General features: G+C 68.6%; 21 protein-coding genes and 1 tRNA gene. 13 read left to right on the top strand and 9 right to left on the bottom strand.

The window, feature by feature from the left end; translation table 11 throughout:
* Positions 1–1,100 precede the first annotated feature (1,100 nt).
* Positions 1,101–1,679 (bottom strand): zinc-binding dehydrogenase, encoded by a 579-nt coding sequence (locus JHE00_RS28635; protein ID WP_230425072.1) that lies wholly within the window; start codon positions 1,677–1,679, stop codon positions 1,101–1,103.
* Positions 1,680–1,755: 76 nt separating this feature from the next.
* Between JHE00_RS28635 and JHE00_RS28630 the strand changes: the two genes are divergently transcribed.
* Together JHE00_RS28630 and JHE00_RS35325 are read left to right on the top strand one after the other, a co-directional pair.
* Complete coding sequence (locus tag JHE00_RS28630) at positions 1,756–2,511, top strand: oxidoreductase (protein WP_307832160.1); 756 nt, start codon at positions 1,756–1,758, stop codon at positions 2,509–2,511.
* Entirely contained in the window at positions 2,474–2,620 is a 147-nt protein-coding gene (locus tag JHE00_RS35325; RefSeq protein WP_230425071.1) for a hypothetical protein, read from the top strand. The genes JHE00_RS28630 and JHE00_RS35325 overlap by 38 nt, the downstream gene beginning before the upstream one ends.
* Before the next feature lie 388 nt (positions 2,621–3,008).
* On the opposite strand, the gene JHE00_RS28620 is transcribed toward JHE00_RS35325, so the two are convergent.
* Positions 3,009–5,291 carry a S9 family peptidase gene (locus tag JHE00_RS28620; RefSeq protein WP_307832159.1) on the bottom strand — a complete coding sequence of 761 codons (2,283 nt, stop codon included), beginning with the start codon at positions 5,289–5,291 and terminating at the stop codon, positions 3,009–3,011.
* A 569-nt stretch (positions 5,292–5,860) separates the two neighbouring features.
* Here JHE00_RS28620 and JHE00_RS28615 point away from each other — a divergent pair.
* Both JHE00_RS28615 and JHE00_RS28610 read left to right on the top strand, forming a co-directional pair.
* Positions 5,861–6,508: an SRPBCC family protein gene (locus tag JHE00_RS28615; RefSeq protein WP_230425070.1), complete on the top strand. Its 648-nt coding sequence runs from the start codon at positions 5,861–5,863 to the stop codon at positions 6,506–6,508.
* Positions 6,508–6,990 (top strand): SRPBCC family protein, encoded by a 483-nt coding sequence (locus tag JHE00_RS28610; RefSeq protein WP_200324024.1) that lies wholly within the window; start codon positions 6,508–6,510, stop codon positions 6,988–6,990. Before JHE00_RS28615 ends, JHE00_RS28610 begins: the two co-directional genes overlap by 1 nt.
* A gap of 589 nt (positions 6,991–7,579) precedes the next feature.
* On the opposite strand, the gene JHE00_RS28605 is transcribed toward JHE00_RS28610, so the two are convergent.
* The gene (locus tag JHE00_RS28605) at positions 7,580–7,882 is read right to left on the bottom strand and encodes a cold-shock protein (RefSeq protein WP_200324022.1); all 303 of its coding nucleotides are present in this window, start codon (positions 7,880–7,882) and stop codon (positions 7,580–7,582) included.
* 214 nt (positions 7,883–8,096) lie between these two features.
* Positions 8,097–8,300 (bottom strand): DUF4926 domain-containing protein, encoded by a 204-nt coding sequence (locus tag JHE00_RS28600; protein ID WP_200324020.1) that lies wholly within the window; start codon positions 8,298–8,300, stop codon positions 8,097–8,099.
* A 26-nt stretch (positions 8,301–8,326) separates the two neighbouring features.
* Between JHE00_RS28600 and JHE00_RS28595 the strand changes: the two genes are divergently transcribed.
* Positions 8,327–9,190: a recombinase zinc beta ribbon domain-containing protein gene (locus JHE00_RS28595; protein ID WP_200324018.1), complete on the top strand. Its 864-nt coding sequence runs from the start codon at positions 8,327–8,329 to the stop codon at positions 9,188–9,190.
* On the opposite strand, the gene JHE00_RS28590 is transcribed toward JHE00_RS28595, so the two are convergent.
* A tRNA-Leu gene (locus tag JHE00_RS28590) sits at positions 9,155–9,238 on the bottom strand. The two genes, JHE00_RS28595 and JHE00_RS28590, sit on opposite strands and share 36 nt — an antisense overlap.
* A 100-nt stretch (positions 9,239–9,338) precedes the next feature.
* Here JHE00_RS28590 and JHE00_RS28585 point away from each other — a divergent pair.
* On the top strand, positions 9,339–10,661 hold the full coding sequence (locus JHE00_RS28585; protein WP_200324016.1) for a M20/M25/M40 family metallo-hydrolase: 1,323 nt from the start codon (positions 9,339–9,341) through the stop codon (positions 10,659–10,661).
* A gap of 54 nt (positions 10,662–10,715) precedes the next feature.
* Complete coding sequence (locus JHE00_RS28580) at positions 10,716–13,844, top strand: ATP-binding protein (RefSeq protein ID WP_200324014.1); 3,129 nt, start codon at positions 10,716–10,718, stop codon at positions 13,842–13,844.
* A gap of 25 nt (positions 13,845–13,869) precedes the next feature.
* On the opposite strand, the gene JHE00_RS28575 is transcribed toward JHE00_RS28580, so the two are convergent.
* Genes JHE00_RS28575 through JHE00_RS28565 form a run of 3 tightly spaced genes read right to left on the bottom strand, consistent with a single transcriptional unit; the run spans position 13,870 to position 16,326 of the window.
* The gene (locus JHE00_RS28575; RefSeq protein WP_200324012.1) at positions 13,870–14,727 is read right to left on the bottom strand and encodes an ABC transporter permease; all 858 of its coding nucleotides are present in this window, start codon (positions 14,725–14,727) and stop codon (positions 13,870–13,872) included.
* Positions 14,724–15,722 (bottom strand): ATP-binding cassette domain-containing protein, encoded by a 999-nt coding sequence (locus tag JHE00_RS28570; RefSeq protein ID WP_200324010.1) that lies wholly within the window; start codon positions 15,720–15,722, stop codon positions 14,724–14,726. Before JHE00_RS28570 ends, JHE00_RS28575 begins: the two co-directional genes overlap by 4 nt.
* Positions 15,723–15,741: 19 nt before the next feature.
* Entirely contained in the window at positions 15,742–16,326 is a 585-nt protein-coding gene (locus JHE00_RS28565) for an NADPH-dependent FMN reductase (RefSeq protein WP_200324002.1), read from the bottom strand.
* A 108-nt stretch (positions 16,327–16,434) separates the two neighbouring features.
* On the opposite strand from JHE00_RS28565, the gene JHE00_RS28560 reads away from it, so the two are divergent.
* The 6 genes from JHE00_RS28560 to JHE00_RS28535 all read left to right on the top strand — a co-directional run bounded on the left by JHE00_RS28560 (position 16,435) and on the right by JHE00_RS28535 (position 20,410).
* A complete protein-coding gene (locus tag JHE00_RS28560; protein ID WP_200324000.1) occupies positions 16,435–17,220 on the top strand; it encodes an MOSC domain-containing protein in 786 nt (261 codons plus the stop codon).
* On the top strand, positions 17,217–18,197 hold the full coding sequence (locus tag JHE00_RS35975) for a PDR/VanB family oxidoreductase (protein WP_200323998.1): 981 nt from the start codon (positions 17,217–17,219) through the stop codon (positions 18,195–18,197). Before JHE00_RS28560 ends, JHE00_RS35975 begins: the two co-directional genes overlap by 4 nt.
* 170 nt (positions 18,198–18,367) lie before the next feature.
* Positions 18,368–18,718, top strand: a complete 351-nt coding sequence (locus tag JHE00_RS28550) for a histone-like nucleoid-structuring protein Lsr2 (protein WP_200323996.1) — start codon at positions 18,368–18,370, stop codon at positions 18,716–18,718.
* 321 nt (positions 18,719–19,039) lie between these two features.
* Positions 19,040–19,387, top strand: a complete 348-nt coding sequence (locus JHE00_RS28545) for a histidine triad nucleotide-binding protein (protein ID WP_200323994.1) — start codon at positions 19,040–19,042, stop codon at positions 19,385–19,387.
* Between the two features lie 49 nt (positions 19,388–19,436).
* Positions 19,437–19,784 carry an ArsR/SmtB family transcription factor gene (locus JHE00_RS28540; RefSeq protein WP_200323992.1) on the top strand — a complete coding sequence of 116 codons (348 nt, stop codon included), beginning with the start codon at positions 19,437–19,439 and terminating at the stop codon, positions 19,782–19,784.
* Positions 19,781–20,410 carry an SRPBCC family protein gene (locus tag JHE00_RS28535; RefSeq protein WP_200323990.1) on the top strand — a complete coding sequence of 210 codons (630 nt, stop codon included), beginning with the start codon at positions 19,781–19,783 and terminating at the stop codon, positions 20,408–20,410. Before JHE00_RS28540 ends, JHE00_RS28535 begins: the two co-directional genes overlap by 4 nt.
* Positions 20,411–20,413: 3 nt before the next feature.
* Here the strand turns inward: JHE00_RS28535 and JHE00_RS28530 are convergent, their stop codons facing one another.
* Positions 20,414–22,015 (bottom strand): amidohydrolase, encoded by a 1,602-nt coding sequence (locus JHE00_RS28530; RefSeq protein WP_200323988.1) that lies wholly within the window; start codon positions 22,013–22,015, stop codon positions 20,414–20,416.

Raw genomic sequence — 22,015 nt, 5'->3', positions numbered from 1 at the left:
GAGCGGCCTGCACCAGTCCTTCCGGCAGCTCCGACACATGCCGGCCGAGCTCGACGAGCAGCGCGGCGGCGCCGCTCGCGTGCAGCGACGCGACGTAGGCGCGAAAATCGGTGTCCGGTTCGGCCAGAACCTGGGGTTACTGTGCGCCATCAGGGACTCGAACCCCCGAACCCGCTGATTAAGAGAAAGCGGCAGGCGTATGCCAACCAGGGTTCATTTATGCAGGCCACGCCAGTATTTTTATCAATCACTATGCCGAGGAGTGTCGCGGCATATCGGGCACTCTTCAAGCAACGGAGCCCAAACGGAGACCAGAATCATCCGCGCATCTGTCTACGGTTGCGGAGAGCACTCCGTGCCTACCTACGTCCCAGCCAACCGTGAGGGTCACCCCCGGCGCCTGCGGGGAGCACACTTATCGACCTGGCCGTACGGTATCCGAACGGTCGGTTTTGATTCAGTTTCGTTCCACGCCTTCTTGCCAACCCTAGCGATGCACGGCAGAGCTGTAGACGATGGCGAGAGTGTCATAGCGGTTGCCCGGCCGCGCCATCGCTTGAGCAGGTTGAAGGGACGTTCGATGTCGTTGCGACCGTGGTAACCAACTGAGTCAAAGGCTAGCGGCCGCCGCTACGGAACCTGCGGCATGGCCGAGACCGACGTACGCTCCTGGCGGGCGGCCGCTGCCATCGGCGAGGTGGTGCACTTTCATGCCCCAGCCGCCGAACTACCAATCGCGTGGTCAGCCAGCTGAGCTTGTAAAATTTCGGGTAGTTCGACCAAGTTGTCGGTGGGACAATCATCAAATTCAACGCCACCGACCAATCCACCAGGCTGGCTGCATCCGCAGCAGTCACCGGACGTTGCACCTCGGGGAGTCGATGCGCGCGGCCGGGGGCCGCATCGACGACGAGGTCCTGGCCCACGTCTCCCCGGCGCACAGCGAGAACATCAAATTTTTCGGCGCCATGGCTGTCGACGTCGAAGGTGAACTCGCCCAGCTCGGCCCGACCGGGTACCGGCCGTCGCGGGTACGCGACACCTTGTACTGGCCCCACTCCTCGTCGAGGTGGTCTCGCTTTGTCAGGCTGGCAGGGCGATCACAGGACGAGCATGAGCTTGCCGCCGGGGCGGCGGGACTGGCTGAGCTTGGCCGCTTCCTGGATCTGGTCGAGGGTGTAGGTGCGGGCGACCGGTACGACCAGGATGCCTTCGCCGGCGAGCCTGGCGAACTCATTCATCTGGTCGTAGCGGATCTCGGTGGTGATCCGGACGCCCAGTTCGGCTGCGGCGGCGAAGTCCGAGACGGTGAGGACACGGTCGGGATCCCCGGTCAGCTCGATCAAGGTCGGCAGTGAGCCGCCGGCCGGGCTGGGCTGGTCGGCGCGGTCGATCCGGCCCCCGGTCGGCGCGGTGTCCAGGGCGCGGTCCACGGGACCTGGGGTCAGTGTGCTGACGCGTTCGGCCATGCCCTCGCCGTAGGCGGTCACTTGGGCGCCGATCTCTTCCAGGGCGCCGGCCCGAGTCGGCCCGGCGGTGGCGATCACCCGAATACCCCGGTGCAGCGCGAAGCGCACCGCCGCCTCACCCACGGTGGTGCCCGCGCCGTGGACGAGCAGCAGCTCACCCGGCTGGACGCCGAGGTCGTCGAGCGCGCGCCACGCCGTCTCGGCCGCCATCGGCAGCGCGGCGGCCTGCTCCTACGCCCAGCGTGCCTCGGTCGGGCTGATCGTCACCGAAGGCACCCAGCCCTCGGTGATCGGCCAGGGCTATCCGGACACTCCGGGCCTGCACTCGGACGAGCAGATCGCCGCGTGGCGCAAGGTCACCGACGCCGTGCACGCCGAGGGCGGCACGATCTTCGCGCAGCTGATGCACACCGGCCGGATCGGCCACCCCAGCCTGCTGCCCGACGGCCTGCTGCCCGTTGGCCCTTCCGCCGTCGCAGCGCAGGGCCAGGTGTTCACACACGACGGCATGAAGGCCTTCGTCACGCCGAAGGAGCTCACCGAGGCCGAGATCGCCCAAACGATCACCGACTTCGCCGACGCGGCGCGCAACGCGATCGCCGCCGGCTTCGACGGCGCGGAGCTCCACGGAGCCAACGGCTATCTGATCCACCAGTTCCTCGCCCCCAACGCCAACCTGCGCACCGACGGCTGGGGCGGCTCGGTGGCCAGCCGGATCCGACTCGGCGTGGAGGTCACCACGGCGGTTGTCGAGGCGATCGGCGGTCACCGCACCGGTTTCCGAATCTCGCCTGGAAACCCACTCAACGACATCGCCGAGACCGATCCGTCCGACGTGGAGCGGACCTACACCTCGCTACCTGCACCTGTGGGAGGGCCCCGACCACGACCTGACGAAGCGGTTGCGCAAGGACTGGCCGGGCGTGTTCGTCCTCAACCCGTTCACACACCCCGAACCGACCGGCAAGGACTCCCTCAGCCTCATCGAGGACGGCACCGCGGACATGATCGCCTTCGATGCGATGTTTCTCGCCAACCCTGATTTGCCGCGCCCCCTTGCCGAGGACGGACCGTTCAACAACCCGGACAAGGCCACCTTCTACGGCGGCGACCACCACGGCTACACCGACTATCCAGCACTGGTCTCGTAGGAGAACGCTCATGCCGTTCAAGGACCCGGCGATCGCGGTGCGGACAGCGTTGCTCGCCCGCACGTTTCAGCAGTGTTCCCATTGCTGGCCCGGTTCCAGTTCTCGTCGCCGAAACCCCGGTTCGCGACGAAACCCGTGCCGAAGCCCGAGCGGATCACCGGCGTCGAGATCCGCATCGTCGAAAGCGACCTCACCGACCCCGCCGCGGGCGTCGACCGTGGATCGGTCGACGTCGCTCTCACCCGCGGCCCGTTCAACGCCACCGGAGTCATGGTCGCCGAGATCCGCAGCGACGCGGTCGGGCTCGTCGTGACAGACACCGATCCACTCGCCACCCGTGACCGCGAAGACCGCCGCTGGGTTCGGCTCCTGGACACAAGCCCCAGGTTCAGCCGGAGGGGTGAACGGCCCAGTCGGGCATCGTGGGGAAGGGCGCTAGGCGATATGTCGGCGGTTCGGTCCCGTGCAGGTGGCGCACCAAGTAGTCCCAGGTGCGACGTGTGACGTAGTGGAATCGGCCGTGGAAAGTGTGCTCGACGCCGGGTATGAGGAGCATGTCGACGTCGGCATCGGCGTCAATGAGCGAATCGACAAGGCGCAGGCTCTGGTGGGGCAGCACGTTGTCGTCGAGTTCGCCGTCGATCAGCAGGAGCTTGCCACGCAGGTTGCCGGCGGACACCGTGTTAACCAGCGCTTGACGGTTATCCTCAGTGATCTCTCCGTGGTTCTGCTCGACCCAGAACGGTAGGTAGATCGAGAAGTCATGGGCGCCGGCCTGCGCTACACCCACCGAGTAGAACTCGGGGTGGGACAAAAGGGCTCGGGCCGTAAAGAACCCGCCGCCGGAATGGCCGGTGATCCCGACCCGTTCGGTATCGAGCCAGGTGTGGCGCCGCCCGAGTTGGCGGATCGCGGCTATGTGGTCGTCCAGTGCTGCGGCCATGCCCAGGTCTCCGTAGGAGTGGTCAAGGAATTCCTTGCTGCGCACGGGGGTGCCCCGGCCGTCGAGCGCGACGACCGCGAACCCGAGCGCGGCCAGCGCCTCGGGCTCTCCGGTGAACAGGTCTCCGAACGCCGGTGAGACTCGGTGGATGTTGGGCCCGGGGTAGGTGTGGTCGATGACGGGGTAGCGACGCGCAGGGTCGAAGCCGTGCGGGCGCCACAGCAGTCCGTAGATCGGAGTGCCCCCGTCGGCGGCGATCGCCCTGAACCGTTCGGGCGGGCTCCAGCCGACCTCCTCCAGCGCGGTCGCGTCGGGAGCCTCGAGTTCGACCAGCACTTGGCCGTCGTCGCCGAGCACTCTGGTGCGGGGCGGGAGGGCGACGGTCGAGGCGCGGTCGACTAGGTAGTCGCCACTGGGTGGGCCGACCGCGTCGTGATCCAGGTCGTCGTCGGTGATCCGCGCGAATCCACCGCCGTCGAGGTCCACCCGGCAAATTTGACGGACATATGGGTCCTCGTTCAGTCCGCAGGCCAGGAACCACACCCGGCGGCGGTCCTCGTCGACTCGTAGGACCCGGCGGACCAGCCACTGTCCGCCCGTGACTTGCCTGAGTAGTTCGCCGCTGGCTGAGTAGAGGTAGAGGTGGCCCCAGCCGTCGCGCTGGGACCACCATAGGATCTCCCCCGAGTCCAGGATTCGCACCACGGGCGGGGCGTGCAGATACGGCGAGGGATCCACCCGTGTCCGGCCGGTCTCGGCGATCACCGTCGTCATCGCACCGGAGCTGGGGTCGAGACGGCGCAGTTCGAGGGTGCGCCCGTCCCGTGACTGGTGCAGGACATGGATGCTGTCCCCCTTGTCTCCCGACCACCACCGCCTGTCGAGGGTGTAGGGAGACACCAGGACCTCTGGCTCGCCGGAGGCGGTGACGTTCTGCCCGGTACGGACGTCGAGAACGTGCCACGTCATCGTCGCCTGCGCCTCGTCGCCGGGCATCGGGTACCGCACGCGGTGCGCCAGCGGCCGTCCGCCTTCCTTCGGCGCGGCTTCCACCAGGACCTGCTCGGGCAGCCCGCGCTGGTCGATCCGATGTGTGATCAGGCGGGTGGAGTCCGGCGACCACGCCGCCACGAGGATTGAATCGATCCCCAGCAGGGGCAGTTTCACCTTCGTGGCCGCCTCGGGCAGCCCGCCGTAGTCCCAGTGCGGCTCGGCGTCGCCGGTGAGCGCGAACTCCTGCCGGCCGTCCCGGCTGCGCACCCACACGTTGCCGTCCCGTTGGAACGCCACCCACGCCCGATCCGGTGACGCGATCTCTCCCGGCCCCACTGAGGGGCCGTTCTCGACCCGCGTGCAGGTGCCGGTGTGATCAGACCACTCCCATCGCGCGTCGAACGCCGAGAAGCGGATCACCTGCGGGTGCCGGTCAGCAACCTCGAACTCCACCGAGGTGAGCGGCAGGTCGTCGGCCACCACTGCCCGCCCGGACGCTCGGGACAGCGCTGCGGCGAGCCGCTCGTGGTCGAACGCGTCGCGCCGGGTGCCCGCCGCCGGGTCGACCAGGACGTGATGTGCCCCAGACCGGTACCAGAACCGCGCACCGTTGTCGGACCATTGCGGTACCACCGCGGCCTGGGGCATCAGCCGGGCCCGGTACGGTGCAAGCATCTGTTCCGCGCGGGCGTAGTCGGTGTCGGTGAGCCGGATACGCTCAGCTGGGTCAATCACATCGGATCCTTTCGCCGGGGCCAGGCCAACCACGTCACACTGCGACGCCGCGTCGGCGTCAACGCGACTGCGAGACAGATCACAAACTCTTGCCGCACCAAATGGTCAAACCACTACTGTGCCGCGCGGTGACGCCGGCACTCGTCTCGAAGCGGGATCGGGGTGCGCATCACCCGACCCGGACTCGCACCTACCGTCCACTTCGGATGGCTGCCGAGCCGCTCCAAATTGGCTGGGATGCCCGCGGCGATCGCGCCGATCGCGATCGCCGTGCGGGTCCCGGCTGCAGCCGCGGCGCCGCCTCCCCAGCCAACTTGCTCATGTGCTTGATCACCGCGTGTGGGGGCGACCCCAGTTGATCATGGATGAAGCCCCTTGGTTGATCATTCTTCTTGCGACAGAAAGACGATCAGACCATCGGAAATACCATTTCTGGCTTATATAAGTCAGGAATGGTAGGATTTTAGTTCGTGTTGGCCCGAGGCAGGACTGCATCCCGGTCCCGGGCTTGCCAGCCCGACACGGCACCGGCGTCGGCGAGGCCCATCCGCCAATGTAAGGAACAGGATATGAAGGACGTACTGGACGAACTGGCTGCTGCGCGTCGGACGATGGGAACAGCGGCCTTGCCTGCCGGCGACGCGTACACGATGGAGTTGCGGCGGCGCTACGACGCGCCGGTCGACGACGTGTGGAGCGCCATCACCGACCCTGAGCGGCTCGGCCGTTGGTTGAAATCGGTCACCGGGGACCTTCGGCTGGGCGGGTCGTTCGAGCTGGACGGCGGTGAGCACGGGGAGATCCTCCGGTGTGACCCGCCGCGGCTGCTGCGGGTGTCCTGGCTCTTCGGGCCGGACGCCGACGAGTGGCCGGGTACGAGCGAGGTCGAGGTGCGGCTGTCCCCGGGTCCTGCCGGGGACACCGAGCTTGAACTGGTCCATGCAGCGGCCGTCGGGGAACCCATGTTCCCGACCTACGGCCCCGGTGCCGGCGGTGTGGGCTGGGACCTGCATCTCCTCACCCTGGCCCGGTTCCTGGCCGACGGCCAGACCCTCGATCACGAGAAGTTCCAGACCTCGCCCACGGGGCGCGAGTTCGCGCGGCGCAGCGCTGCGGCATGGGGCGAAGCTCACCTGGCCGCCGGTGGCGATCCAGATCACGTGGCGGCCGCCGTCAAGGCCACCACCGCGTTCTACGCCCCCGGAGGGAGCGCTTGATGAAGTACACCACCTCGATCGAGATCGCCCTGCCGTGGGAGAAGGTGCTCCAGATACTCGCCGACCCGGCGCACTTGCCGAGGTGGCTGCGGGGCTTGGTGCTGCACGAGCCGGCGAACGGGGTGCACGGCGAGCTCGGCACCACCTCGCGAGTCGTGTTTCAAATGGGGAAGCAGAGGATGAGGGCCACCGAGACGATCACGCGGCTGAAACCTGAAGACCTGCACGCCATCCCAGTTCGGTCGTCGTGCACGACGACCGCGAGATCGTCGGCGAGGGCATGTGGCAGGCGCCGCGCGACCGGCTCATCGGAGCCGGTCCGGACACCACGCTGTGGGAGCGAGTTCCGGTTCGACGGATTGCTGATGCGGCTGGTGGGGCTTGTGATGCCTGGCTCTTTCCGCAAGCAGTCGCGGCAGCAAATGGAGGACTTCAAGGCGTTCGCCCAGCACGGGACGGATGTCCGCCAACGAACGAACTGATCTGCCATTGAGTTGGGTCTGAGCATCATGGCTCGCGATGCACTCACCTCACGCGTCGACCTGTACGCCGCGATCCGACGCAACGCCAAGGCAGGGTTGTCCAAGCGCCGCTCTGCAGCGCAAGCACGGTGTCGGGTACCGCACCGTCGCAGGTCTCGGTCAACGCCTCGGAGTCGCGGTATTTCTTGGCGTTCGCGCGAACCACCCGGGGGAGGCATCAGGTGGTCCTTACTGCCCAACCTCGTTGACGGACTGCGAACGCCGTGTGTTCGAAGGCACCGACGACATTTCACCCACTCCGCCACAGCGGGGCTCACCGAGTCCTTCGTCTACGTTGCGGGACTCTCCGCGACCGGGGTAGCCCCATCGAACCCGGGACATCCTTCGATCATCGAAGCCATGGGCGACGCGGGCCATCGACCACGGCCCACACGACACCAGTCACTGGCAGGACACGGAAAGGTGCGGCGATTCGCCGGGGAGTCATCTGGCCACGAATCGTACGACGAGAAGCCGCCTATGAGGGTGTCCGCCCGAATAGGTGGCCTCTCCTATGGTTGCGCTCTCGCTCATGTCTCGCCCATGGCCATCACAGTGGATCGATCCACGGTCCGAGCGGAGTTACCGTGGTCGCCACGAGGCTTCCGTTCGGACGACGCTCGATCGCGAAGGACACGCGCTGGCCGGCGTTGAGTTCCTTGTAGCCCCTCATCTGGATCTGGGAGTAGTGCACATAGATCTCCACCGGTTCAACGGACGACTCGGACGAGCTCCGGCGTCTGCGCCACCAGGTGCGGCGGTGACTCGGCATCGAGGGGGAGATCCAACCATCAGGTTGGATCGCGCCTTCCCCTATCTCCGAGTTGAACCAGAGGACCGTACCCTCGGCCATGACGGCTCCTCCAACGTTCGGCGACTGCGCGGTCGACACATTATCGCCGGATCCCCGGCCGTAGAAGTCCCTTAGTCACGGTCACGCCGCATCTGGCCGGTCAACGAACACGTACCCATCGACCAACCGCCTGTGCGACAGGCCCGCCGCGGCCATAACCATGACACGATCGGAGAGAAAGCCGTTGACACGAGGGCGGAGCTGGGCGGCGAGTTCAGCTGGCGACTGGACGTATCTGGTCGGGGCGCAGAACGATGAGGGCGATGGTTTTTCCGTTGTTGTCGACGAACTCGACTTCGTAGGCTTCAGGTGGGTTCTGGCCTGAGGGGTGTTCGTCGACGATGGTGCCGGCCATCCCGGCCGTTAGATCATCTTCTGGTCGATCGACGGTCAGTTCGACGATGTCGTAGAGCTTCATGAGTTCCTCTTCGTTAGGGAAAGCTGATGGTGACCAGCCGGGTTTGCCCGGTCGTGGCGTCGACGACCAAACTGGTCTGGAACAACAAGGACGCCTGGATCTCCTCGACCGACCCGGTCCACGAACCCCTCGTCGACGCCGACACCTTCGCCCGAGCGCAAACCCTGCTGGCCGCCCACGGAAAAGGACGCAACACCCGCAACCGGCACCGTGTCAAGCGCACCTACGCGCTACGTGGGCTTCTGCTCTGCGGTCTTTGCCAACGCCGGATGCAAGGCCAGTACACCCGCGAGCAGCCCTACTACCGCTGCCGATTCCCCACCGAATACGGACTCGCCAACAAAGTCATCCACCCCCGCAACGTCTACCTCGCCGAACGCGACATCCTGCCCACACTCGACAACTGGCTCGTCACCCTGTTCGCACCACACCGCCTACGCGACACACTCACCGCACTCGCCGAGTCACAACCCGACCCCGCCACAGACCCCGACCGCCTCGCCGCCGAACACACCATCCGTGAATGCGACGCCAAACTGACCCACTACCGCACAGCACTCGAAGCCGGAACCGACCCCACCCTGGTCACCCAATGGATCACCGAAATCCAAGCCCGCCGCGCCCACGCCGTCGCCACCACCAAGACCACACATCCACCACAACGCCTGGCCGCCAACGACGTCGACACCCTGATCCAGCAACTGCGTGACCTCAGAACCGTCATCGACCAGGCCAACCCCGACGACAAAGCCGACGTCTACCGCAAGCTAGGCTTGGCCCTGACCTACCGGCCCGGAAAACACGAAGTGCGCGCCGAGATCACACTCGACGCGCACATGTGGGGTTACGGTTTGTGTCCGAGGGGGGACTTGAACCCCCACGCCCGTTAAGGGCACTAGCACCTCAAGCTAGCGCGTCTGCCATTCCGCCACTCGGACTTGCTGGGGAATAGAGTAGCCCACGCATCCCCGCCTTCACACCGGGGGGCACATGTCGCCGTCCCAGCAGTCTCACCTGCACCAATGATAGGAATGTCGGGTGACCGAACCCAGCCTGATCGACGCTGCCGCGGACGAGGCCGTCACGCTGACCAGCGAGCTCCTCCGCATCGACACCACCAACACCGGCGATCCCACCACGTTGGTCGGCGAGCGCGCCGCCGCCGAGTTCGTCGCCGAGAAGCTCACCGAGGTCGGCTACGACATCGAGTACGTCGAGTCCGGCGGCAAGGACCGGCACAACGTGATCGCCCGGCTCGCCGGTGCCGATCGCAGTCGCGGCGCGCTGCTCGTCCACGGCCACCTCGACGTCGTGCCCGCCGATCCCTCCGAGTGGTCCGTGCACCCCTTCTCCGGGGCCATCGAGGACGGCTACGTGTGGGGACGCGGCGCTGTCGACATGAAGGACATGGTCGGCATGACGCTCGCGCTGGCCCGGCACTACAAGCGCCACGGCATCGTTCCGCCGCGCGACCTCATCTTCGCCTTCCTCGCCGACGAGGAGGCAGGCGGCAAGTTCGGCGCGCAGTGGCTGGTCGACCACCGGCCCGAGCTGTTCGAGGGCGCCACGGAGGCCATCAGCGAGGTCGGCGGCTTCTCCATCACGCTGCGTGACAACGTGCGCGCGTACCTGATCGAGACCGCCGAGAAGGGCATCCGCTGGATGAAGCTGCGCGTGCGCGGCACCGCGGGGCACGGCTCGATGATCCACCGCGACAACGCCGTCACCAAGCTCTCCGAAGCCGTCGCCAAGCTGGGCAACCACCAGTTCCCGATCGTGCTCACCGACTCGGTCAGGGAGTTCCTCGCCGGGGTCACCGAGATCACCGGCTGGGACTTCCCGGAGGACGACCTCGAGGGCTCCGTCGCCAAGCTCGGCAACATCTCGCGCATGATCGGCGCGACGCTGCGCGACACGGCCAACCCCACGATGCTCACGGCCGGCTACAAGTCCAACGTCATCCCCTCCACCGCCGAGGCCGCGGTCGACTGCCGGATTCTGCCCGGCCGCATCGAGGCCTTCGACAAGGAGCTCGCCGAACTGCTCGGGCCCGACATCGAGCGCGAGTGGATGGAGCTGCCGCCCGTCGAGACGACGTTCGACGGCGCACTGGTGGACGCCATGTCCGCCGCGGTGCTGGCCGAGGACCCCGGCGCTCGCACGCTGCCGTACATGCTCTCCGGCGGCACGGACGCCAAGTCGTTCCAGCGCCTCGGCATCCGCAACTTCGGCTTCGCTCCGTTGCAGCTGCCCGCCGACCTCGACTTCTCGGCGCTCTTCCACGGCGTCGACGAGCGGGTGCCCGTGGATGCGCTGAAGTTCGGGACCCGCGTGCTGGACCGGTTCTTCCGCACCAGCTGACACCGGCAAATCGCCCGACATTTCGGGCCACCGCTCGCTAGGGTCGGAATCGCCATGCGAAGCGACAACCCACCCGGCGTGCTCATCGGCCGTGAGCACCCCACCGGGCAGCTGCGTGCCGAGGTCGCCAGGGCCGCCGAGAGCCACGGCGGCCTCGTGCTGGTCACCGGCGAGGCCGGGATCGGCAAGACCACACTCGTCACCAGCGCCGCCGACGACGCCCGCCGGGACGGCGCGCTGGTGCTCGGGGGGTCGTGCTGGGACTCCGACAACGCGCCGGGTTACTGGCCGTGGGTCCAGGTCGTGCGCGGGCTGCGCCGGGGCGCGACGGAGCAGGAGTGGGCCGACATCCAGCGGGCGACCGGCGACGGGCTCGGGATCCTGCTGGGCGAGACGACTCGCACCGAGCAGGCCGACGCGTTCCAGCTCTACGACGCCGTCACCAGCGCGCTCGTCACGATCTCGCAGACGCGGCCCGTCGTGGTGGTGCTCGACGACCTGCACTGGGCCGATCCGGCCTCGCTGAAGCTGCTGGAGTTCGCCGCGCAGCACACCTGGTTCGAGCGGGTGCTGCTGGTGGGGACCTATCGCGACGTCGAGGTCGAGACCGCCGACCACGCGCTGGCCCCGTTGATCCTGTCGCTGCTGGGCAGGGCCACCACGCTGACGCTCACCGGGCTGGAGGCCGCCGAGGTCGGCGCCCTCATCGCCCGCACGGTCGGGGACGAGCCCGATGCGGACGTGGTGGCCGAGGTGCACCGCCGCACCGGCGGCAACCCGTTCTTCGTCGAGCAGACCGCGCGCCTGTGGCACGGGGGCGGCACGGTGACCGCGATCGCTCCCGGCGTGCGGGACGCGGTGCGCCGCAGGCTGTCGCTGCTGCCCGAGCCCGTCACGCAGCTGCTCACGAGCGCGTCGGTGCTCGGCGGGGAGTTCCACCGCCAGGTGCTCGCCGCCACCGTCTCGGCTCCGGTGGCGCAGGTCGACCGCCTGCTCGAACGCGCGACAGCGGCCCGGCTGGTGCTCGCGCGGGGCGCGGGGTCGTTCGCCTTCGCCCACGACCTGCTGCGCGAGACGCTCTACGAGACGCTGGACGAGGCCGACCTGCGGGGCAGGCACGCCGCGGTGGTGCGCGCGCTCGACCGCTCCCCCGCGCTCGCCGAGCGCGTCTTTCCCACCGACCTCGCCCGCCACGCCTACCTGGCCGGCGACGAGGTGGAGCGCGCACACGCGGTGCGGCTGCTGCTCGCCGCGGGCAGGTACGCGTCCAGCAGGCTCGCCTCGGAGGAGGCCTGCGGGCACTACCGGCGTGGCCTCGAACTCGCCGGCGACGCCGAGCCGGGGCTGTGGACGGTGCTCGCGTACGAGCTCTTCCAGCAGCTCGACCACGACGGCGACGTCGAGAGCGCGCGCAGACTCCTGGACGACGCGATGTCCTACGTCAGAGCCCAGGACGATCCCATCCTGCTCGCGCGAGTGGCGCTGTCCGCCTACCACTCGCACCACGGATCAGGCCGCTCCCAGGCAGCCGCGTTCCTGTTCGAGGCACACCACGCGCTGTTCGGCGACGAACAGGAGACCGAGCGCTCCTCGCGACAGCTGGCCATCGAGCTCACCATCCGGCTCGAGCGCGAGGCCCGGCACGGCGGCGACGACGAGGCGCTCGGATTCAGCCTGTGGACCCAGCACGACACCCTCTGGGGCATCGGCACGGCCAAACAGCGCCTGGCGCTCACCGACGAGCTCGTCGCCATCGCCCGGCGCACCGGCGACACGGGTACCGAGCTGTTCGGCACCTCGCTGCGCTGGGTGGCGCTGCTGGAACTCGGCGACCCCGGCTATCTCGACCAGCTCGAGCACTTCACCGCGCTGGCCGCCAGGACCGGGGACAAACGCATGGCGGTCGGCTCGCTGGTCGACCAGAGCCTCATCGCGGCGTTCACGGGCCGCTTCACCGAGGCCGAGGCGTACGCGGAACAGGCGACCAAGGGCCGGGACCTCGACGACGAGGCCCACATCTACCCGATGATCCACCACATGCGCTGGCAGTTGCTCTATCTCAAGGGCGAGTACGAGCAACTGGCCGAGCTGCACCGAACCCTGACTCCGGCCCAGTACTCCCATGCTCCATGGATCGCGGCCGTCACCGCGCTGCGGGCCGGCGACGCGGGGCCCGCGCTGTGTGTGCTCGACGAGGGCATCGGCGATGTGGACGAGTCGCGCAGCTACACGCCGCTGTGGTTGCGGATCCAGGCCCAGACCGCCGTCGTGACCAAGGATCCTGAGCTCGGTGAGCGCGCGCGGGCGGCGCTGACTCCGTTCTCCGGCCAGTACCTGGTGTCGATGTGGGGCTTCGACCTCAGCGGGCCGGTGGACTACTGGCTCGCCGCGCTCGACGCCGCGCAGCAGCGCTGGGACGAGGCGATCGCGGGATTCGGCGAGGCGATGCGCTCGGCCGAGCTGATGCGGGCGCGGCCGTGGGTGCTGGAGGCGAAGCAGGGACTCGCCGAGGCGTTGCTCGGTCGCGACGCACCCGGCGACGCGGACGAGGCCGCCGCGGTGCGAACCGAGCTCGAGCGGGAGTTCGCGGAGCTCGGGATCAGTCGGACGCGACCGGAGTCCACAGTGGAGGAAGCACCGGAGGCCGAGTTCCGGTTCGCGGGCGGCGTGTGGTCGCTGGGATTCGAGGGCCACAGCGTGCATCTGCCGGACACCAAGGGGCTGCGGGACCTGCACCACCTGCTCAGCAGGCCCGGCACCGACGTGGCCTCGGTGCGACTGCTCAGCCCCGACGGCGGCGAGGAGGTCGTGGCCGCGGCCAGACTCGGCGGCGACGACGTGCTCGACGACGAGGCCAAGGCCCGCTACCGGCAGCGCCTGGCGGTGCTCGACGAGCGGATCGACGACGCGGCCGCCAGGGGCGACGACGCCGCGGCCGCGGAGTTCGACCGCGAACGCGCCGCTCTGCTGACCGAACTGCGCTCGGCAGCCGGGCTCGGCGGCCGCACCCGCAGGCTCGGCGACGAGGCCGAGCGCGCCCGCAAGGCGGTGACGGCGCGCATTCGCGACACGCTGCGCAAGCTCGACGACAGGCACCCCCGGCTCGCGAACCACCTGCGGGACACCGTCTCCACCGGAGCCAGCTGCCGCTACGAACCGGCCGGGATCTCCTGGCGGCTCTAGGCACCGCCAGGAGATCCCGGTCGCGTCACTTGCGGTTGTAGAGGCGCATCGTCAGCGTGCCGAAGATCGCGAGGATCACGCCACCGGAGACGAGCGTCCACAGGATCTCGCCACCGTCCGGCGTGCCCGCCATCAGCGAACGCACCGCCGCCACCAGGTGCGCGATCGGGTTGACGTCCACAAAGGCCTGCAGCCAGCCTGGCATGGTCTCCGGGTTGACGAACACGTTGGACAGAAACGTCATCGGGAAGAGCACGAGCATGCTCACGCCCATCACCGACTTCTCGCTCTTGAGGAATAGGCCGAACATGGTCCAGATCCACGAGAACGCGAACGAGAACACGATGAGCAATGCCACGCCGAGCACGACGCCGGTGAAGCCGCCCTCGGGACGGAATCCGAGAACGAGGCCCAGCAGCAGGATCACCGTCGAGCCGATCAGGTAGCGGCACACGTCGCCGAGCAACGCACCGACCAAAGCGGACGGTCGCCAGATCGGCAGGGTGCGGAACCGGTCGAAGACGCCCTTCTCGATGTCGGTGTTGACGCCGACGCCGGTGTACATCGTGATCATGGCGATGCTCATCACCAGGATTCCCGGCAGCAGGAACTGCAGGTACTCCCCTGTCGATCCGGCGATCGCGCCGCCGAAGAGGTAGGTGAACATCAGCGTCATCATCACCGGGAACGCGGTGACGTCGAAGAGCTGGTCGGGCACGTGCTTGATCTTGAGCATCGCGCGCCAGCCGAACGTCACCGACGCCGACCAGGCGCTCGGCCGGGGTGGCTGCTCGCCCGAGGCGAGCACGGCGCCGAGGCTCTCGGCGGTGGGAACGTAGGCGACCGACGGCGCGGTCTCCTTCTCCGGGGTCGCGGTCGTCATGCCGCCACCTCCTCTTCGGAATCGCTGGCGGAGTGGTCGGTGAGTGCGAGGAAGACCTCGTCCAAGCTGGGCTGGCCGAGCGAGAAGTCGTCCACGGTGATGCCCGCGGCGGCGAGCTCGGCCAGCGCGCGCGACGCCTGTTCGGCCGCCGCGCGGCCGGAGTCCTCGCCGGAGATGCGCGCGGTGAGGGCCACCGGTTCCGGCTGGAGCGACACGTCGGTGCCGAGCGTGCGCACGAGCACCTGCTGTGCCTCGGACCGCTGCGCGGCGTCGCGCAGCCGGACGTGGACCGAGCCGGAGCCGACCGACGACTTCAGCTCGCCGGGGGTGCCGTCCGCGATGACACGGCCCCGGTCGATCACGGCGATGCGCGAGGCCAGCTGGTCGGCCTCGTCGAGGTACTGCGTGGTCAGCAGCACGGTCGTGCCCTGGCCGACGATGATCCGCACGATGTCCCACACCTGGTTGCGGCTGCGCGGATCGAGACCCGTCGTGGGCTCGTCGAGGAACAGCAGGTCGGGCGTCTTGATGATGCTCGCGGCGATGTCGATGCGCCTGCGCATACCACCCGAGTAGTTCTTCACCTGCCGGTCGGCGGCCTCGGTGAGCCCGAAGGCCTCCAGCAGCTCGGCCGCCCGTGTGCGTGCCCCCGGCTTGCGGTGACCGAGCAGCCTGGCCAGCAGCATCAGGTTCTCGGTGCCGGTGAGGTCCTCGTCGATGGAGGCGTACTGCCCGGTGAGGCTGACCCTGCTGCGCACCGCGTCGGCCTCGCGGACGACGTCGTGGCCGAACACGGTCGCCTCGCCGCCGTCGGGACGCAGCAGCGTCGCGAGCATCCTGACCGCGGTGGTCTTGCCCGCGCCGTTGGGCCCGAGCACCCCGTAGACGGTCCCGGCTGGCACCTCCAGGTCGATGCCGCGCACCGCCTTCGTCTTGCCGAAGGTCTTGATCAGCCCTGACGCCTGGATCGCCAGTTCTCCCCTGTTGTTGCTCATCAACTTTCCTTTCTCGAAGTCAGGTGACGTAGGGCCGCTCGGCGCGAGCGGCGCGCAACGCCGTGCCCCACCAGACGAGCTGGTCGAGCATCGCGGTGACGGTGCGGCCGAGCTCGTCGTCGTCGGCGGGCCTGCCGGAGTCGTCGACACCGTCGTCGAAGAGGTCGAAGCTCACCGTGTCGCGCATGGTGACGACGTGGAGCTCGATGAAGACGCACCGCAGCGCCTCGACCGCGTGCAGGCCGGAGGACCGGCAGCCGTAGGACACGAACCCGGCGGGCTTGCCGTGCCACTCGTCGTAGGCGATGTCGATGGCCTGCTTGAGCGAGGCGGGGAAGCTGCGGTTGTACTCGGGCGTCACGACGACGAACGCGTCGGACTCCCCGATCAGCGCCGCGAGCCTCGCCATCTCGCCGGTCGGCTCCGCGGGAAGCCGCGCGGGCAGGTCGAAATCGGCGAGGTCGACGACGGTGACGTCGAGGTCCTCCCGTCTGCAGGCGAGACCGGCGAACCAGTCCGCCACGGTGTCGCCGACCCTGCCCTTGCGGGTGCTGCCGACGAGCACGGCGACACGCAGTGCGGTCGCGGGATCGCGTGCGGTCATCAGGCCTCCTCGTGCTCTCACCACCAAGGCGCGAGACCGGGAGGGGCGGGTCGCTAGATCGGATCTAGCGGATACGGTTCTTGCTGCGAGGAAAGCGAGAGCACTGCGATGACCGGACAGATCCGACAGCTGTACGTGTATCCGATCAAGGGGCTGAGCGCGCAGCCACTGGAGTCGGTGACGCTCGAGGCGGGCCGCGGTGTGCCGCACGACCGCGAGCTCGCGCTGGCGCGGCCCGAGGGCCGCTACGTGCCCGGTCAGACGAGCCCGCTGCCGAAGGACCAGTTCTTCATGCTCGCCAGGGACGCTCGGCTGGCGGGGCTCACCACGACGTTCGACCCCGGCACCTCGGTGCTGCGGGTGGCGGTGCGCGGGCACGAGGTACTCGAGGCCGACGTGTCCAGCGCGGACGGCGCCGCCGAGGTCACCGCGTTCTTCGCGCGCGTGCTCGATCGCCCTGCCGGGAGCGCACCGCTGCTGGCCAGCGCAGCGGGCAGGAGGTTCACCGACGTCTCGGTGGTCTCCGACGCGATGATGAACGCGATCTCGCTGATCAACCTGGACTCGGTGCGCGACCTGGAGGACCGCATCGGGGTGCCGGTGGACCCGTTGCGCTTCCGGGCGAACGTCTACTTCGAGGGCCTGCCGCCGTTCAGCGAGCTCGATCTGGTCGGACAGGAGCTGCGCATCGGTGACCTGCGGCTTCGCGCCGTGCTCAACACCAAGCGCTGCGCGGCCACCGAGGTCGACCCGATCGCGGCGGTGCGCGACATCCCCGTGCCCCGTCACCTCGTCGACCAGTACGGGCACGCCGAGCTGGGCTTCTACGCCGAGGTCGTCAACGGCGGCACCATCCGGCCCGGCGACGTCATCTCCTACGGGGACGCGTCGTGAGCACGCCGGCGTTTCGCGTGCGGATCACGGCCAAGGACCTGCTCACGCCCTCGATCTGCCGGTTCGAGCTGCGTGCCGTGGACGGAGCGCCGCTGCCGACGTTCACGGTCGGCGCCCACCTGACGGTGCACACTCCGGGCGGGCCGACGCGCAGCTACTCGCTCACCGGCGAGCCCGCCGAGCGCGACCGCTACGTGATCGCGGTGGCGAGAGAGGACTCCGGGCGCGGCGGCTCGGTCAGCCTGCTCGACGACACGGCGGTGGGCGACGAGCTGCTGGTGTCGGCGCCGTCCAACAGTTTCGAACTGGTGCCCTCGCCGCGCTACCTGCTGATCGCGGGCGGAATCGGAATCACGCCGATCAGGGCGATGTTCCGGCAGCTGCGCCGGCACGGTTCCGAGGTGCGGCTGGTGTATCTGACCCGATCACCGGAGCAGACGGCGTTCCTCGACGAGTTCACTGTGGACGACGACGCGGTTGTGCTGCACCACAGCGGCGCGGGACGGCTGGATCTGTGGCCGTTTCTGGCCGAGCCCCGCGACGACACGCGCATCTACTGCTGCGGGCCGGAAGCGCTGCTGGCCGACGTGCGGGCCCTGACGATGCACTGGCGGCCGAGCCGGGTGCACGTCGAGGACTTCACGGGCGTATCCGGCACCGATGGCACGGCCTCGCCGTTTCGCGCGACGTGGCGGCCGACCGGGCGGACCGTCGAGGTCCCGGCGGACAGGACCCTGCTCGACGCGCTGCGGGAGGCCGCGATCGACGTGCCCAGCTCGTGCGAGAGCGGCACGTGCGGCACCTGCCGGGTGCGGTTGTTCGCCGGAGCCGCCGAGCACCGGGATCTGGTGCTCGACGACGAGCAGCGGAGCCGTTATCTCATGCCGTGCGTTTCCCGGGCGGCGACGGAGTGGGTCGAGATCGGCCCCGACTCGGGCACCGGTGACGATTACCCGGCACGGACGGACAACGCGTAACAACATTTGCCCATCTGTCACGCAGCCGACCCCGTTTCTGCTATCCGGGGGTTAGTGCGGACCGGGGAACACGGTATTCGGTAACGTGTTCCTTCTCAGCCGGTATCCGGTACACTTCCGGCCGAGAAGGCAATTCACATTTGCATTGTCCAGACGAAACAGGAGGAACGGTGGCGCAGCAGGTTCTTGTCTCCCTCGTGGACGATCTCGACGGTTCCGAGGCCGACGAGACCATCGAGTTCGGCCTGGACGGCGTCAGTTATGAGATCGACTTGTCCGCGGAGAATGCGGAGGAGCTGCGCGATGCGCTGGCTCAGTACGTCGACCACGCGCGGCGCGCGGGTGGGCGCAAGCGCACCCCGGGCAAGCGCGGCAATGGCACCGCCGTGGGCCGTTCGTCGTCGGCCGATCGCGAACAGAATCAGGCCATTCGCGCCTGGGCACGGAAGAACGGTTACGACATTTCCGAGCGTGGCCGCATTCCGTCCGAGGTCACCGAGGCCTATCACCGACGCAACTGAAACGATCATCTCACCGCGACGGGGCAACGGTGGCGACCGGAACCCCGTCGCGAGTGGGTTCAGTGCCCGGCGAAATGAACCTCGCCCGCCGAATCGGCGACCATCGGCAATAGCCGCACGGCCGCAAGCATGATCCGGAAATGCGCTGGTCGCGGCCCCACTCGCTCACACCTGGCGCCCGGCCTCCCCCTCGCCTCCTGACCTGCGCGCACCAGACGCCGCCCCGCACAGCACCGGCTCGCGGGCGCCGCCGCCCCCGCCTTACTGGGATCGTGATCACGACTCCCGCACCGGCTGGCTCGCTGGCTTACAGTGAGAACGATGAGCACCGAGTGCCTGTTCTGCCGCATCGTCGCGGGGATACTGCCGGCCACCGTGGTCCACGAGACCGACACCGTGCTGGCGTTCAGGGACATCGATCCGAAGGCACCGACGCACGTGCTCGTGATCCCCAAGGAGCACTACGCCGACGCGGCAGCGATGGCGGGCGCGGACCCCGCACTGGCCGGTGAGGTGCTGGCCGTGGCGGGCGAGGTCGCCAAGCTCGACGACGTGGCGGGCTCCGGCTACCGGCTCGTGTTCAACACCGGCACTGACGGCCAGCAGACGGTGTTCCACGCGCACTGCCACGTGCTGGGCGGAAGGGCGATGACCTGGCCCCCCGGCTGACTTTATTTCAGCCTTGACTTATATAAGTCCTCACTGTCAGGATGGGCTCGTGCACGCGTTCGACGTTCTGGGGGATCCGGTCAGACGCCGCATCCTGGAACTGCTCGCCGACGGCGAGCTCACGTCGGGCGCGATCACAGCGACCATCCAGGAGGAGTTCGGGATCTCCCAGCCCGCGGTCTCCCAGCACCTGCGGGTACTGCGGGACAACGGCTTCGCGACGGCCCGCGCTGAAGGCACCCGACGGCTGTACTCCGTGGACACGGCGGGGCTACGGGAGGTAGACCTATGGCTGGACCGCTTCCGTCGCTTCTGGAACCAGCACCTCGACGCACTGGCCACCGAGCTCGCACGAGGCAAACGCGAGCGCCGCAGGAAGGGTACGGACAACCCATGATCGATATCGCGACCCAGCTCAAGACCGTGTATCGCGAGGTCAAGAAGAGACAGGCGGATGACGAGCAGGGCGAGTCGGTCGGCGTGCTGCTGCGCAGGCGCTACTCCGCCGAGATCGACGACGTCTGGGACGCGCTGACCGACCCGGACCGGTTGCCCCGCTGGTTCGCACCCGTCACGGGCGAGCTGAAGGAAGGCGGCCGCTTCGAGGTCGAGGGCAACGCCGACGGCGAGATCCTGCGGTGCGAGCGCCCCGAGCTGCTCGAGCTCACCTGGGGCTCCGAGGACAGCATCGTGGCACTGCGCCTGGCCTCGGACGAGAACGGCGACACGGTGGTGGAGCTCGAGCACACGGTGCCGATCGAGCTCGCGGGAAGCGGCGCGGGCTCGCTCTACGTCGGACCCGGCTGGGACGTCAGCCTGCTCGGTCTGGACAAGTACGTGCGCGGCGAGGAGATCGGCGACGTGGCCGAGTGGGAGAACTCCCAGGACACGCAACGGTTCTCGCAGCACTCGGTGAGCGCGTGGGCGAAGGCCACCGAGTCCTCCGGTACCGCGACGCCGGACCAGATCGACGAGGCGCGGAAGGTCTCACTGGCCCAGTTCGCCCCCGACCTGACCACATAGGTCTCAGCTGGGAGCCGTCCACACGCGGCTCCCGCCGACATAGGTGTGGCGCACCGCGGTCTCCGCGATCGTGTCCGGCTCGACGACCAACGGGTCGCGGTCCAGCACCGCGAAGTCGGCGAGGAATCCGGGAGCCAGCCTGCCCAACCGGTGCTCGTCACCGCTGGCCGCGGCCGATCCGATGGTGTAGATCTCGAGCGCTTCGGCCGCGCTGATGCACTGGCGGCCCCCTACCAGAGCACCGTCGTCGATCCCGCGCCTGGTGACCATGCTCTGCAGGCCGACCAGCGGCTCGTACGGGCCGCACGGGTAGTCCGACGATCCGGCGACGGTGATCCCGTGGTCCACAAAAGACCGATGAGCGAACATCCGGCCCGTTCGCTCGGCGCCGTACCAGGATTCCAGCGCCCCGCCGTGGTAGGCCGGGTAGCCCGCGAACGGCACCGCGATCACGTCGAGCGCCTTCATGCGGCGCAGGATCTCGTCGTCCACGAGTGAGCAGTGCTCGATGCGGTGCCGGAGCCCTTGACCGTTACCGGCAACGGATTCGTAGACGTCCAGCAGCACCCGGATCGCCGCGTCGCCGTTGGCGTGCACGCCCATCCGGTTGCCGTCAGCGTGCACGCGCGCCACCTGTTCGGCCAAGTCGGCGGTGCCGGTGATCTGCAGGCCGTGGTCATCTGTGCCGGTGAACGGCTCCGAGAGCAGGCACGTGCGCCCGCCGATCGCGCCGTCGACGAATCCCTTGACGCCCACCATCCGCAGGTGGTCGTCGCCGAAGCCGCTGCCGACGCCGAGCTCGCGCGCCCGGTCGTAGTGGTCGATGGCGAGCAGGAACCCGGTGCGCAGCGTCAGGTCGCCGGTGCGCCGGGCTCGCCGCAGCAGTGCGATGTCCGCTGGCGAGGCGAGCGCGTCGCAGATGGACGTCAGCCCCGCGCCGTGCCAGCGTTCGACAGCTCTGCGCACGCCGGTGAGGCGCTCGTCCTCGGTGCTGGGCCGGATCGGCGACTCGCCCCTGCCGGTGGCCGGGAGCAGCACGTCCAGCAGCGCGCGTTCGATCAGCCTGCCATCGAGCCTGCCGTCCGCGTCGCGGCCGAAGTCGCCGCCGGGCGGCGGTTGGCTGTCGTCGTGGTAGCCCAGTGCGGCGAGCGCGGCACTGTTCGCGACTCCCCAGTGCGCGGCGACGTGGCTGATGATCACGGGCACGTTGCCCGCCACCGCGTCCAACTGACGCCGCGTGACGGCGCCTGTCTTCACGTCGTCGTAGCGAGCCCCGCGCACCCAGTCCCCCGCTCCCGCACGCAGGGCCTCGGCGCGCACCACCGACAGCAGATCATCCACAGTGGACACCGCAGCGTGCGAGAGGTCCAGGTGCAGCAGATCCTCCGCTGTGAGTCCGATGTGGATGTGGGCGTCGTTGAACCCGGGCACGATCGTGCTGTCACCGAAGTCGCACACCCGGGCGCGCGGGAACGCCTCGCGCAGTTCGGCCAGCCCTCCGGTGGCGAGAACCCGCTCGCCGGTCACGGCGAACGCCTCGACCGGCGCGGCCGCCTGGGCGTGCACGGTCGCCGCGGTGAAGATCGTCGTGGGCGCGGTGTCCAC

The organism is Prauserella cavernicola, assembly GCF_016595675.1.
In the GTDB taxonomy this organism is placed as follows: Bacteria; Actinomycetota; Actinomycetes; order Mycobacteriales; family Pseudonocardiaceae; genus Prauserella_A; species Prauserella_A cavernicola.
The sequence above is the reverse complement of the archived record's forward strand: the minus strand, read 5'-3'. Positions and strand labels throughout refer to the sequence as shown.

Bases quoted from the DNA above. Each gene is read 5' to 3' on its own strand.
- JHE00_RS28580 (WP_200324014.1), top strand. From the start codon at position 10,716: ATGCGAAGCGACAACCCACCCGGCGTGCTCATCGGCCGTGAGCACCCC.
- JHE00_RS35325 (WP_230425071.1), top strand. From the start codon at position 2,474: ATGATCGCCTTCGATGCGATGTTTCTCGCCAACCCTGATTTGCCGCGC.
- JHE00_RS28575 (WP_200324012.1), bottom strand. From the start codon at position 14,727: ATGACGACCGCGACCCCGGAGAAGGAGACCGCGCCGTCGGTCGCCTAC.
- JHE00_RS28605 (WP_200324022.1), bottom strand. From the start codon at position 7,882: ATGGCCGAGGGTACGGTCCTCTGGTTCAACTCGGAGATAGGGGAAGGC.
- JHE00_RS28610 (WP_200324024.1), top strand. From the start codon at position 6,508: ATGAAGTACACCACCTCGATCGAGATCGCCCTGCCGTGGGAGAAGGTG.
- JHE00_RS28595 (WP_200324018.1), top strand. From the start codon at position 8,327: ATGGTGACCAGCCGGGTTTGCCCGGTCGTGGCGTCGACGACCAAACTG.
- JHE00_RS28600 (WP_200324020.1), bottom strand. From the start codon at position 8,300: ATGAAGCTCTACGACATCGTCGAACTGACCGTCGATCGACCAGAAGAT.
- JHE00_RS28545 (WP_200323994.1), top strand. From the start codon at position 19,040: ATGAGCACCGAGTGCCTGTTCTGCCGCATCGTCGCGGGGATACTGCCG.
- JHE00_RS28570 (WP_200324010.1), bottom strand. From the start codon at position 15,722: ATGAGCAACAACAGGGGAGAACTGGCGATCCAGGCGTCAGGGCTGATC.
- JHE00_RS28535 (WP_200323990.1), top strand. From the start codon at position 19,781: ATGATCGATATCGCGACCCAGCTCAAGACCGTGTATCGCGAGGTCAAG.
- JHE00_RS28560 (WP_200324000.1), top strand. From the start codon at position 16,435: ATGACCGGACAGATCCGACAGCTGTACGTGTATCCGATCAAGGGGCTG.
- JHE00_RS28635 (WP_230425072.1), bottom strand. From the start codon at position 1,679: ATGGCGGCCGAGACGGCGTGGCGCGCGCTCGACGACCTCGGCGTCCAG.
- JHE00_RS28565 (WP_200324002.1), bottom strand. From the start codon at position 16,326: ATGACCGCACGCGATCCCGCGACCGCACTGCGTGTCGCCGTGCTCGTC.
- JHE00_RS28615 (WP_230425070.1), top strand. From the start codon at position 5,861: ATGAAGGACGTACTGGACGAACTGGCTGCTGCGCGTCGGACGATGGGA.